The sequence below is a fragment of the Halomonas sp. hl-4 genome, assembly GCF_900215475.1.
Classification (GTDB): Bacteria; Pseudomonadota; Gammaproteobacteria; order Pseudomonadales; family Halomonadaceae; genus Vreelandella.
In genome coordinates this window covers 3,573,408-3,585,708 of record NZ_LT907845.1, presented here as the reverse complement: position 1 = coordinate 3,585,708, position 12,301 = coordinate 3,573,408, and the positions used below count along the sequence as shown (strand labels likewise).

General features: G+C 55.6%; 11 protein-coding genes. 3 read left to right on the top strand and 8 right to left on the bottom strand.

Annotated features, from left to right (window positions below; all coding sequences use genetic code 11):
* The first annotated feature begins 161 nt into the window (after positions 1 to 161).
* Entirely contained in the window at positions 162 to 1,040 is an 879-nt protein-coding gene (ilvY, locus tag CPH17_RS16845) for an HTH-type transcriptional activator IlvY (protein WP_074398415.1), read from the top strand.
* Between the two features lie 55 nt (positions 1,041 to 1,095).
* Here ilvY and CPH17_RS16840 read toward each other — a convergent pair whose 3' ends face one another.
* From CPH17_RS16840 to uraH, 3 genes are read right to left on the bottom strand one after another with little or no spacing between them, the layout of a single operon-like run.
* The gene (locus CPH17_RS16840; protein WP_074395372.1) at positions 1,096 to 1,812 is read right to left on the bottom strand and encodes a GntR family transcriptional regulator; all 717 of its coding nucleotides are present in this window, start codon (positions 1,810 to 1,812) and stop codon (positions 1,096 to 1,098) included.
* 16 nt (positions 1,813 to 1,828) lie between these two features.
* Positions 1,829 to 3,031 (bottom strand): urate hydroxylase PuuD, encoded by a 1,203-nt coding sequence (locus CPH17_RS16835; RefSeq protein ID WP_074395371.1) that lies wholly within the window; start codon positions 3,029 to 3,031, stop codon positions 1,829 to 1,831.
* 15 nt (positions 3,032 to 3,046) lie between these two features.
* Positions 3,047 to 3,400: a hydroxyisourate hydrolase gene (gene uraH, locus CPH17_RS16830; protein WP_074395370.1), complete on the bottom strand. Its 354-nt coding sequence runs from the start codon at positions 3,398 to 3,400 to the stop codon at positions 3,047 to 3,049.
* A 109-nt stretch (positions 3,401 to 3,509) separates the two neighbouring features.
* Here uraH and uraD point away from each other — a divergent pair, with 109 nt between their 5' ends.
* The gene (uraD, locus tag CPH17_RS16825; RefSeq protein ID WP_074395369.1) at positions 3,510 to 4,055 is read left to right on the top strand and encodes a 2-oxo-4-hydroxy-4-carboxy-5-ureidoimidazoline decarboxylase; all 546 of its coding nucleotides are present in this window, start codon (positions 3,510 to 3,512) and stop codon (positions 4,053 to 4,055) included.
* A gap of 101 nt (positions 4,056 to 4,156) precedes the next feature.
* On the opposite strand, the gene CPH17_RS16820 is transcribed toward uraD, so the two are convergent.
* Together CPH17_RS16820 and CPH17_RS16815 are read right to left on the bottom strand one after the other, a co-directional pair.
* On the bottom strand, positions 4,157 to 4,513 hold the full coding sequence (locus CPH17_RS16820) for a phasin family protein (RefSeq protein WP_074395368.1): 357 nt from the start codon (positions 4,511 to 4,513) through the stop codon (positions 4,157 to 4,159).
* A gap of 128 nt (positions 4,514 to 4,641) precedes the next feature.
* On the bottom strand, positions 4,642 to 5,337 hold the full coding sequence (locus CPH17_RS16815) for a glutathione S-transferase family protein (protein ID WP_074398414.1): 696 nt from the start codon (positions 5,335 to 5,337) through the stop codon (positions 4,642 to 4,644).
* Positions 5,338 to 5,712: 375 nt separating this feature from the next.
* On the opposite strand from CPH17_RS16815, the gene CPH17_RS16810 reads away from it, so the two are divergent.
* Positions 5,713 to 7,404: an L-lactate permease gene (locus CPH17_RS16810; RefSeq protein WP_096300444.1), complete on the top strand. Its 1,692-nt coding sequence runs from the start codon at positions 5,713 to 5,715 to the stop codon at positions 7,402 to 7,404.
* 74 nt (positions 7,405 to 7,478) lie between these two features.
* Here the strand turns inward: CPH17_RS16810 and CPH17_RS16805 are convergent, their stop codons facing one another.
* Genes CPH17_RS16805 through CPH17_RS16795 form a run of 3 tightly spaced genes read right to left on the bottom strand, consistent with a single transcriptional unit; the run spans position 7,479 to position 12,264 of the window.
* Positions 7,479 to 8,003 carry a gamma carbonic anhydrase family protein gene (locus tag CPH17_RS16805; RefSeq protein ID WP_074395366.1) on the bottom strand — a complete coding sequence of 175 codons (525 nt, stop codon included), beginning with the start codon at positions 8,001 to 8,003 and terminating at the stop codon, positions 7,479 to 7,481.
* 27 nt (positions 8,004 to 8,030) lie between these two features.
* A complete protein-coding gene (locus tag CPH17_RS16800; protein ID WP_096300441.1) occupies positions 8,031 to 11,033 on the bottom strand; it encodes an FAD-binding and (Fe-S)-binding domain-containing protein in 3,003 nt (1,000 codons plus the stop codon).
* A gap of 19 nt (positions 11,034 to 11,052) precedes the next feature.
* Positions 11,053 to 12,264 (bottom strand): pyridoxal-phosphate-dependent aminotransferase family protein, encoded by a 1,212-nt coding sequence (locus tag CPH17_RS16795; RefSeq protein WP_096300439.1) that lies wholly within the window; start codon positions 12,262 to 12,264, stop codon positions 11,053 to 11,055.
* Positions 12,265 to 12,301: the final 37 nt, after the last annotated feature.

Genomic DNA, 12,301 nt, shown 5'->3' with positions numbered 1-12,301 from the left:
CGATGTCGCTACACCGACACGCGAAGTGTGACACGGCCGCTCGATACAGGCTTCAGCGCCATGTTAGTAAAGCCAATCTACCGAAACACGACCATTTCTTAAATTGATATATTTGCAACAGCATGTCCCTTTTTTTGCAAAACTCAATTATCATGGCGTTTATGAATTTTAAAATTTTAAAACAGTTCCTTGCCTTGGCAGAAACCCTGCATTTTGGGCGCGCAAGCGATGAGTGCTACGTCAGTATTTCTGCCCTGTCGCGCAACATCCGGCATTTGGAAGAGGAGCTGGGCGTGTCGCTGTTTAATCGCGACAACCGTACCGTGGTGTTGACCCAAGAGGGGCAGAAGTTTCTCAAGTACGCCCGCGATGCCAGCAGCCAATGGAATTTGATTCGTCATGAATTAACCGACAATCCTGATCAATTAAGCGGTGAAATCAGCCTGTATGGCTCCGTCACCGCCAGCTACAGCTTTTTGCACGAACTGCTGCGGCGCTTTCGCATTGCCTACCCGATCATTGAAATCAAGCTGCGCACGGGGGATCCAGAACACGCTATTGCGCATGTTCTGGACGGTAAAGAGGATCTTAGCATCGCGGCCCAGCCTGCCAACTTGCCGCGTGGCCTGGCGTTTAAATCCATTGCCACGTCGCCTTTGCTGTTTATTGCCCCGCTTGATCAGCAGGTGCCGAATGTACCAACGAGCACGCCAACCACACCGCAAGAGTGGGCGAGCATCCCGATGATTCTATCGGAGAGTGGTGTCTCCAGAGCCCGTGTGGATGAGTGGTTTCGCCAGTTGGATGTCTCCCCACGCATTTATGCCCAGGTCACCGGTAATGAAGCCATTGTGAGTATGGTGAGTTTAGGCTTTGGCATTGGCGTGGTGCCCAAAATCGTCCTCGACAACAGCCCCTTGGTAGATCGCATTCGTGTGCTCGACGTGACGCCGGAACTGGAGCCCTACGATATTGGTTTGTTTACCCTAACGAAAAACCTAAAAAACCCGTTGGTCGACGCGTTTTGGCGCTTGATGTAAGGCCTACTTAATTTAAGCCCTGAGCGCAGTTTTTAGCGATCCGACACAACCGCTCTCACCCCCCAAATATCTGCTGCAGGTCCGGTACGGTGTCTTCTTCCTCGACCATCGAGAGCGAGGCTTCGATGGCTTTCAGATGCCGGCTCATAAAGGCTCGGGCGCGCTCATCGCTGCCTGATTCCAGATAGCCAATAAGATCGTCGTGGTCGTGGGATTCACAGCCCAAGTGGCCAGGGTGGCCATAGACGGCCAAAATCAGCGACGAGCGAGAACAAAGCCGTTCAACAAAGGCCGCCAGGGTCGCATTGCCCGAAAGCTGCGCTAAGCGCACGTGAAAATCCGCCGAGAGTCGAATGGCGACGCTCTGCTCGCCGTTTCGCAACGCCTGGCGCTCGCGCTGAGCCATATCGCGAAGTTCGCGGGCGTCCTGCTCAGTGATGCGCCTTGCCACGTCAGGCATTAATCCGCACTCGATCAACTGGCGCGCGTCGAACACATCCTTCGCTTCATCAGCGGTGGGTCGGGTAACACTGGCACCGCGGCGCGGCGTTAGGGTCACCAACTGCTCCAGCGCCAGCCGCTGCAATATCTTGCGAATCCCGGTACGGCTGATGTCAAACACATCGGCCAGGGCATCTTCGCGCAGCCTTGCACCGGGCTTCAGTCGCTGTTCTACAATGGCGTCGCTTACCGCACGATAAATCGCTTCGTGACGCTCATCGCCCTCCGCTTTCGACGCGGGTCGCTTAACAACCGCCTGCGCATCGCTCATGGATTCTCCTCGTGGTTCATTCCTCCCAGGCGGCAATGGTATCGCGTTCTTCATCGCTCATCTTGGTTAAGTTGCCTAGCGGCATGTAACGACTCTCGACGACCTGCTGAATAGCCTCTTTCTGGGCCAGCATGTCGTCCCAGTCATCGAACGCATAGTCGGCCGGCGGGGCTGAGAAACCCTCATGCTCGGGATCGCGTGCGTGACACTGCACGCAGTGCTGCTCAATCAAACCGCTGATTTGCGCCTGATCTGGCCCTTCTCTACCGTCAGCGTCACCAGGCGCGGAAGCACTGGGTGCAGCTACCCAAAACGCTAATACAATAAGCCCCACACCGACAGCGGAATACGCCGGCTGGGTTTTGCCTGCATGCATCAAGACAAAGAATTGACGGATCAACGCACCGGCAAAAATGAACAGTACCATCACGACCCATGCAAGCTCGTGGGAGTAGATAAACGAATAGTGATTACTCACCATCAACAGCACGACCGGCAGCGTGAAGTAAGTGTTGTGTACCGAGCGTTGCTTGCCGCGCTTGCCATCCAGCGGGTTAGGCGCATCGCCTGCTTTCATGGCTTTTACCATGCGGCGCTGGCCGGGAATAATCCAGAAGAAGACATTCGCCGACATCGCCGTCGCCATCACCGCCCCGGTAAGCAGAAAAGCCGCACGGCCGGTGAACATTTGCGTGCTTAGGTAGGCAACCACAACCATCATTACAGCAACCGCTACGCTAAGCAGGCCGTCACGATCCATATTGGGGCTAATGCGCTTGCACAACTCGTTATACACCACCCAGCCGCCGAATAAGAAAAGCAACGCCAGTAGATTAGCCTGCCAGCCGGTCATGCTGGCGGCCCACTGCCAGGGGCTATCCGGGTTTACCAGATAAAAGCCAGGATTGACCATGTAGAGGATGACAAACAGGGCAAATCCGGAAAGCCAGGTGGTATAGGCTTTCCAGAACGACCAATGTAGGTCGTTGGGAAGTTTGTCAGGTGCCGTAGTGTACTTCTGGTTATGATAAAAGCCGCCGCCATGTACGGCCCACATCTCGCCAAAAATCCCCTTCTGGCGGTCCGTTTCTGCCTTTGGCGTGCGCAGGCTGTTATCCAGCATCACAAAGTAGATGGATTCACCAATCCAGGCGATCGCTGCAATAACATGCAACCACCGCAGCAGGACATTAACCGCGTCGATCAAATACGCTTGCATCAAAGGCCTCCGCTATTAGCTGCCACGGTAGGTCGAGTAGCCATACGGCGAAAGCAATAGCGGCACGTGGTAATGCTGATGAGCGTCCGCTACACCGAAGCGGATGGGGATGACGTCGAGAAAACGCGGCTCAGTGGCCTCCACCCCTTGCGCGCGAAGGTAGTCACCCGCATGAAAGCAAAGTTCGTACTCGCCGGGCGTTAAGGCCTCACCCTCGAGGAGCGGCGCATCGCAACGACCATCTTGGTTGGTGGTCACCGTGCGTATATGCTGACGTTCGCTGCCGTTCAATCGTAGGATGTCGATGGCAATACCTTGGCCAGGGCAGCCGCGTGCGGTATCCAACACGTGGGTAGTCAGACGTCCCATGATGGCTCCTTATTGCTATTGTGTATTATATGGATGGCTTTAGAGTACCGTCAGCTTGCTTTATTGTATACATAGAGCCATCACAGACTTAGCTTAGCCTGGAGCCACCATGTCGTCACATCACGCCGCGTTGTGTTTACACCCCCGCCCAAGTGAGTTATCGCTTAATGCGTTTATCGACCACTATGGCGACATCTACGAGCATTCACCCTGGGTGGCACAAGCCGCTTGGGAAGCCGGGCTAACCTCCGCCCACGACGCCCCCGATACGCTTGCTGACTTAATGGGACTCCAACTGCAGCAGGCAAGAAGCGGGCAGCAGATTAGTGTCATTCAGGCCCACCCGGACCTGGCAGGCAAGGCGGCTTTAGCAGGCGAGTTGACGCAGGATTCTACTAGCGAACAGGCAGGCGCGGGGCTTGATCAATGCTCCCCAGAAGAGTTTGCCCGCTTTGAGGCGCTTAATGCCAGCTACAAGGAAAAATTCGGTTTTCCTTTCGTAATCGCCGTTAAAGGTCTTGATCGACACGCCATCTTACAGGCGTTTGCCGAGCGCCTCGATAATGACGCCGCGACGGAACGGAGAACTGCCATTGAGCAAATCATTCGTATCGCGCGTCTGCGACTGCGTGCGCGAGCAGAGCAAAAAGCGTAAGAGACTTACCCTTCTGCTCACTTTATATACGGATATACAAAAACTGCGCCCTTAAAAGAGCGCAGTGATTAACCCAAGCGATTAAGCGTTAGCGGCTAGACTTACTGCTTAGCCGTTTCTACCGCTTTCTTGGTGGTGTCTTCGGCCATTTTCTGGCTGTCTTTCATGAAGCTTTGGCTGATGGAAGTAACTTTCTCGCCATCGCCTTTCATACGCTCCAAAAGATCACTGGCAGTTTTCTGCTGGCTTTCCAGTGCCTTTTTGAAGCTGTCGGCATCTTTCACGTCCAGCCAAGTGCGGGCCTGGGCAACACTCAGGTCCGAGTAAGCACGAACAGCGTCGAGCTGCGCGCTTACGATCTGATCGTAGTAGTCCAGTGCCGTCAGCGTGTAAGAACGCATCGGCGATACAAAGATGGACTCGACTTGCTGGCTGGTTTTTTCGGCGGCTTTGTTCATTGCACTATCTCCTTAGGAGTGAGTAACGACATAGGCGCGCCTTGAAATGGGAACATCGATAAGGTCGGCGCCTTTGCTACACCACACGTTAGCAGTCACTTTTGTGCAGTGCAACATAAATTTTAGTACTAGGCTAAATCCCTCACTGTAGTGGCCTTACTGGCAAGGCCATCGTGAACGGCCAACATGCGTTGAAACCACTGATCAATGTCATCTCCTGCCTCTACCAGCGCCTCAAGCGACACAGTGTAAGCCCACATCATACTGCCAAATAACAAGTAATCAGCACCGCTTGGGGTATCACCATCAAGAAAGTCGCTTTCTTTCAGCTGGGCATAAACCGGGGCCAGCGCTTGCTTGAGCTGCGCACGCCCCTGCTCTGGCTGATGGAACGCTTCCAGTGTGCAGCCAAATCGCGCTTCGCGGGTTTCGCGGAAGTAGTCACGGTCGTCGGGATGGATCGCCGCCAGTAAATCCAGCGCAACAATCTTAAACAGCGCTGGCGTCACGCTACGTTCGACGTAATGCTTGAAGAAGCGTGCCCGTTGATAGCTGGCACCTTGGCCAAAAAGCGGCGCCTGGGGATAGGCATCGTCCAGATAGCGCATGATATCAAAGCTATCGGTAACGACTTGCTCACCATCGACGAGCACCGGCACTTTATCGTGCTTGGCGAACGCCAGTGCTTCTTTCTCCAGAAACCGCCAAGGCCGAGTGGTAAACTCGAGACCTTTATGGGCCAGTGCCATCCGTACCCGCCAGCAAAAAGGCGAGAACCGTAACCGCTCGTCACGGCCGCATAAATCATAAAGCTGTCTTGGCATCATAAATCTCTCTTGGTTGAAAGAGTCCCGTCATACCTCTAAATGAACAATAGCATTCACTATGGGTCATTCGTTTTACCACGCTATGCCATTAACGTTCGATAATAGGCGCTCACGAGGACTGTCTATTAGTCTAATGGATAGCACTCGAAACTTACTCACCGTACGCCTTTAAAGCCAAATAAAAACAATAAGTTATAAACTAAACCCTTAATTAAAACTTAACGTTTAGCGTGTTTTCTATTGGTATTACCAATTTTCCAATAGTAGTCATCTCTCCAGCAGCGCCGTATCTTTCACAGTGACGCCAAAAGCCGCGATGCGGCTTGTCATCATTGTGGAGCATACGATCAATAACAAGGGGTAGTTCGTCCCATGAATGAATCAATCCTTGCACTTCTGGCATTCACGCCGCTGCTGTTAGCGGGGGTGTTGCTTATTGGCTTTAAAATACCGGCCAAGATAGCCATGCCCATCGTTTTTATCACTGCGGCCATCATCGGCCTTACCGCTTGGGATATGTCCTTTTCGCGGATTGTCGCCTCAACCATCCAAGGACTTATCCAAACGGCGGGGCTGTTGTGGATTATTTTTGGTGCGATCCTGCTGCTCAACACGCTTAAGCACTCAGGTGGCATCACCGCCATCCGTAACGGGTTCTCGGGGATCAGCCCCGACCGTCGTGTTCAAGCGCTGATCGTCGCATGGTTGTTTGGTTGCTTTATTGAAGGTGCCTCTGGTTTCGGCACCCCTGCCGCTGTGGCTGCACCGCTGATGGTAGCCTTGGGCTTCCCAGCGCTGGCAGCTGTCGTGGTGGGCATGATGATCCAGTCCACGCCGGTATCGTTTGGTGCCGTCGGCACGCCGATTGTCGTAGGTGTGGGTAGCGGCCTTGACCGCGCAGGCATCACCTCTGACTTGGAATCAGCTGGCTCTACATGGGACGTATTCTTCCAGCTAGTGACCAGCGAAGTGGCCATCACCCACGGTATTGTAGGCATCTTAATGCCGCTGATTCTGGTCACTGTGATGGTCCGCTTCTTCGGTGCCAACAAGTCGTGGAAAGAAGGGCTTTCAATTACTCCTTTCGCCATCTTTACCGGCATTTGTTTTGTAGTGCCTTACATGCTGGTGGGCGTGTTCCTCGGCCCGGAATTCCCCTCGATGATCGGGGCGATGGTCGGTCTGGCAATTGTGGTCCCTGCCGCGCGCAAGGGCTTCCTGCTACCTAAAGACACCTGGGACTTTCCTGAAGCCAGCTCCTGGCCCGACGAGTGGATCGGCAACCTGCAAATCAAGCTTGATGACGTTGCAGGCAAAGCTCCCATGTCCACCTTTAAAGGTTGGATACCCTACGTACTGCTGGCGCTGTTCCTGGTCGCTTCACGCACCATTGAACCGCTGAAAGCCGCACTGAACTCGCTGAGCCTGGGTTGGACAAACATCCTTGGCGAGGAAGGCATCAGCGGCAGCGTTGAGCCGTTTTATCTGCCGGGCGGTATCATTCTTGCGGTGGTGTTTATCACCTACTTCCTGCACCAGATGAATGGCCGCAAGATTAGTGCCGCGATTTCAGAGTCGACCAAAACGATATTTGGCGCAGGCTTTGTATTGATCTTCACCGTGCCGATGGTGCGCATACTGATCAACTCGGGCGTTAACGGCGCAGACCTCGTCTCAATGCCGGTAATGATGGCCCAGGCGGTGGCTGATAGTGTTGGCGGTGTATATCCGTTCTTTGCACCTGCAGTCGGCGCCATGGGGGCCTTTATCGCCGGCTCGAACACCGTCTCCAACCTGATGCTTGCCGAGTTCCAGTTCAGCGTTGCTGAATCTCTCGGGCTGTCCACTGCGATGATGGTGGCACTGCAAGCGGTAGGTGCGGCAGCAGGTAACATGATTGCGATCCACAACGTGGTCGCGGCATCCGCCACTGTTGGCCTACTCGGCCGCGAAGGGGCGACGATCCGTAAAACGATCCTGCCGACTATCTATTACCTGGTGTTTACCGGCCTGATTGGCTTGATCGCCTTCTATGTATTGGGGGTTACCGACGCGCTCATGTGATGTTGAATCCCTGTTTTATGAGCAAAACAAAAACCCCAGGCCAAGGCCTGGGGTTTTTTATACGCAATGAAAAATTAGCCGATGCGTTTCAACTGATCGGCGTGGCGCCGACCTCGCTCGACGTAGCCCTGAGCATTTTTCTTCATACCGGCCACGGCCTCTTCGGAAAGCTCCCGCACGACCTTGGCAGGCGAGCCAACGATCAACGAGTTAGGCGGAAATACCGCGCCTTCCTTAATAAAGGCACCGGCACCCACCAGGCTATTCTCACCAATCACCGCACCATTGAGCACTACCGCCTGAATACCGATTAAGCAGCCATCGCCAACGGTACAGCCGTGCAGCATGGCCTGATGCCCGACCGTCACGCCTTTGCCCACCTTAAGCGGAAAGCCTGGGTCCGCGTGCAGTACGGCGCCGTCCTGAATATTGCTCTCTTCGCCCACCTCAAGGTGCTCAGTGTCACCACGTAACACCGCCTGGTACCACACGCTTGAGCGTGCCTTTAAGGTCACCTGACCGATAACATCCGCCGTTTCGGCGATGTATACGTCGTCCTGAATATCTGGGCGATGCTCTCCGTATTGATAAATGGCCACATTGACCTCCTGGGTTATTGTTCGTACTCAGGCTAGCGCTTGTTCCAGCAATCGAGCAACGTGTATCGCTTCCCGACCGCTGCCATCATGAATCTGATGGCGACAGCTGGTGCCATCGGCAATCAGTACCGCATTTGCGCCTGCCTTTCGGACCGCAGGCAATAACGACAGCTCCGCCATCTTCAGCGAGGCATCGTAGTGCTCAGCTTCGTAGCCAAAGCTACCTGCCATCCCGCAGCAGGAGGACTCGATAGTCTCGACTTCAAGACCGGGGATCCAGCCCAGCACCTGCTCAACAGGACGTAGCGCATCGAAGGCCTTTTGGTGGCAATGCCCGTGCAGCATCGCTCGTTCGTAGTTCAGCGGTTTAAGTTCGAGGGGAAGTTGATCCACGGCACGTGCCTTGACCAAAAACTCTTCAAATAGATAGGCCTCCGCCGACAGCGCTTGCGCTTCTTCGCCAAAGCCGTACTGCAGAAACTCATCACGCATACTGAGCAAACAAGAGGGTTCCAGCCCCACTATCGCCACGCCCCGCTCTACAAACGGCATCAGGTGCTCAAGCGTGCGTTTGGCTTCAGCCTTAGCTTTATCAAACTGACCTGACGAGAGGTAGGTTCGCCCGCAGCAGAGCGGCCGCTGGCCCTTGGTCACATTGAGGTGCACACGGTAGCCCGCCGCTTCCAGCACCCGCTTGGCCGCTTTGGCGTTATCGCCTTCCATATAGTTATTGAAGGTATCCACGAACAGCAACACTTCACGTTCTGCCGTGGCTTTATGTTGAGACGCCTCGGCACTGGCAAGGAAGTTACCGTTAAACACCGGCAGCGAGCGCTGGGGAGCGAGTTTTAGCGCCTGCTTGATCTGTTTAGCCAGGAAGGGCACGCGCTCAACGCCGTTGACCAACGATGAAAACTTGCTAGCCCATGGCGCGTAGCGCGGCATTTCCCCAACCATCCGGTCACGTAGCGATAAGCCTTTGACGCGGGCGCGAGCGGTGCGGGCTTCAATCTTGAACTTCGCCATATCGACGCCGGTGGGGCATTCCCGCTTGCAGCCCTTGCACGATACGCAGAGATCCAGCGCTTCTTTTACATCGTCGCTGGCTAGCCCCGCCTCGCCCAACTGGTCCGAGAGCACCAGGCGCAGCGTATTGGCCCTGCCACGTGTCAGGTGCTGCTCATCCTTGGTAACGCGGAAACTGGGGCACATGGTGCCCGCATCAAACTTGCGGCAATGGCCGTTGTTGTTGCACATCTCCACCGCCATGGCCAAGCCGTGGGTCGCATCGCCGCCTGAGCCTGGAGGCGTTTGCTCGCCGGTGAGCGGGTCACGCTTCACATTCCAGGCAGACCAATCGAATACCGGGGTAAGCGGAATGGTGGTGTAGGACTTAGGAAAACGAAAATAGCGCTCGTCGTCCATTTTGGGGGTATCGACGATTTTGCCAGGATTGAACAGGTTTTCAGGGTCAAACAGCTGCTTGATGTCGCGGAAGGCGTCGTTGACCGTTTCGCCAAACTGCCACGCCACCCACTCGCCACGGCAGATGCCGTCGCCATGTTCGCCGGAGTAGGCGCCCTTGTATTCGCGTACTAACGCTGAGGCCAGCTCGGCGATTTCGCGCATTTTCGTCGCGCCATCCCGGCGCATATCGAGAATTGGCCGCACGTGCAGCGTGCCGACACCTGCGTGGGCGTACCAGGTGCCCTCGGTACCGTAGCGGTTGAACACCTCGGTGAGCTTGTCTGTGTACTCGGCCAGGTGCTCTAGCGGCACGGCACAGTCTTCAATAAAGGAGACCGGCTTGCCGTCGCCCTTCATGCTCATCATGATATTGAGCCCGGCCTTGCGTACGTTCCAAAGTGCTTTTTGCTCGGCGGCTTCGGGCATATCCACCACGCTGCCCGGCAGGCCTAAATCGCCCATCAATTCATTAAGCCCGCGGAGCGCCTCAAGCTGCGCTGCGTGATCCTGACCGGCAAATTCCACCAGCAAAATGGCTTCAGGTTTGCCAATCAGCGCCTTCTCAATGACCGGGCGGAAGGCGGGATTCTCAAGCGACAGATCTATCATGGTGCGGTCAACCAGCTCCACCGCCGTGGGGCCGAGCTTGACGATATGCTGGGTAAAATCCATCGCCTGATAGAAGGTCGGGAAGTTCACCACTCCCAGCACCTTCTGCTCGGGCAGCGGTGACAGCCGGAGTTTGATGCGCTGGCTTACCCCTAGCGTCCCTTCCGAGCCCACCAGTAAGTGGGCCAGGTTGGCGCGGTGGTCTGGGTCGTAAGGCATCGGGTTCTGGCAATCGAACAGATCCAGATTGTAGCCACCCACCCGACGCAGTACCTTGGGAAAGTGATCACGAATTTCAGGGCCCACACGCTCCGCAATCGCCCTCACCTGCTGGGCAAGACGTTCCTCCCGCGAGCCCTCCGCGAAGCTGTCAATGAAACCAAAACTCGCCGCGCTGCCATCTGCCAATAGCGCGTCCACGCCCAGCACGTTGTGCACCATGTTGCCGTAGTAGATCGACCGCGACCCGCAGGAGTTATTGCCCGCCATACCGCCGATGGTGCACTGGGCGCTGGTAGAAACGTCGACTGGATACCAGAGCCCGTGGGGTTTAAGCCAGGCGTTGAGATGATCCAGCACCATGCCCGGCTCGACCACGACGGTGCGCGCCTCGGCGTCAAATTCAACGATCTCGTTAAGCCAGCGGGTGGTGTCGATCACCAGCGCTTCACCGACGGTTTGGCCACACTGGCTGGTACCTGCGCCACGGGCCAATATCGGCACCTTGGCATCGCGGGCAATATCCAAGGCGATTTTCAGGTCCTGCTGATGGCGGGGAATCACCACGCCCACCGGCGTCACCTGATAAATAGAAGCATCGGTGGAATAGCGCCCCCGGGTGGCTTGATCAAACAGCACCTCACCCGACATTTCTCGGGATAACCGCTCGGCGAATTCGCCGAGCGGCTTAATCTTGGCATCACGGGACGGGTGTTGGTTCGTCAGAGACGTCATATGGCTCTCCCCCGTCGTTTTAGCGCTTGCCTGCGTTAAGCGGGTTGGCGGCAAAATAGTCCAGCGCTGCCGTCACGCCGCTGCCTTTGAGGTTAACGCCTGACAGCTTCATGCCAGCCTCACAGCCGCCCAGGGTGGCAATCAGCGTAAGGTCATTGCAATCGCCCAAGTGGCCGATTCGGAACATCTTGCCCTTGGCCTTACCCAGCCCCATGCCCAGCGATAGATCAAAACGCTCGTAGATAATCTTGCGCACGGCATCGGCATCGACGCCTTCCGGCATTACCACGCCGGTTAGCACAGGCGAGTAAACTGACGGATCCAGGCACTGAATCTCAAGCCCCCATGCTTCTACTGCGCTGCGAACCCCAGCGGCCCAGCGCTGATGGCGAGCCAGCACATTTTCGATGCCTTCATCCAGCAGCATATCCAGCGCTTCGTTCAGGCCATAAAGTAGGTTGGTGCTGGGTGTGTAGGGCCAGAAACCGTTCTTGTTAGCCTCCAGAATTTCGTCCCAGGCCCAGAAACTTTTAGGCAGTTTGGCCTGCTGGCTGGCTTCAATTGCTTTTGGCGAGAGCGCGTTAAAGCTAATGCCCGGCGGCAGCATCAGGCCTTTTTGCGAGCCGGAGACGGTGACATCAACGCCCCACTCATCATGGCGGTAGTCGGCGCTGGCCAAACCGGAAATGGTATCCACAATCAGCAGTGCGGGATGACCTGCGGCGTCGATAGCCTTACGCACGGCCGCGATATCGCTGGTGACACCGGTAGAGGTTTCGTTATGCACCACGCAGACGGCTTTCAGCTCGTGGCCGGTATCCTCTTTAAGACGCGCTTCGATCATGTCGGCCTGTACGCCGTGTCGCCAGCCTTCATAGCCGGGCAACCCTAAAAACTCGGGCTGCACGTCCAAACGTAGCGCCATTTTGTGCCATAGGGTGGCGAAGTGGCCGGTCTCAAACATCAGCACGCGGTCACCGGGTGACATGGTATTCGCCAGTGCCGCTTCCCAAGCGCCAGTGCCCGACGCTGGGTAGATAATCACCGGATTCTCGGTTTTAAAGATTTTTTGAATCTTGCTCAGCAGCTCAAGACCCAAAGCGCCAAATTCTGGACCACGGTGATCGATGGTCGGCAGGCTCATCGCCCGTAAAATACGGTCTGGCACCGGTGACGGGCCAGGAATTTGCAGAAAATGACGGCCGGAGGGATGAAAGTCGAGATTTAACATTCGGTCGCTTCCTATTGTTGTTGCGAAGCAGATGTCT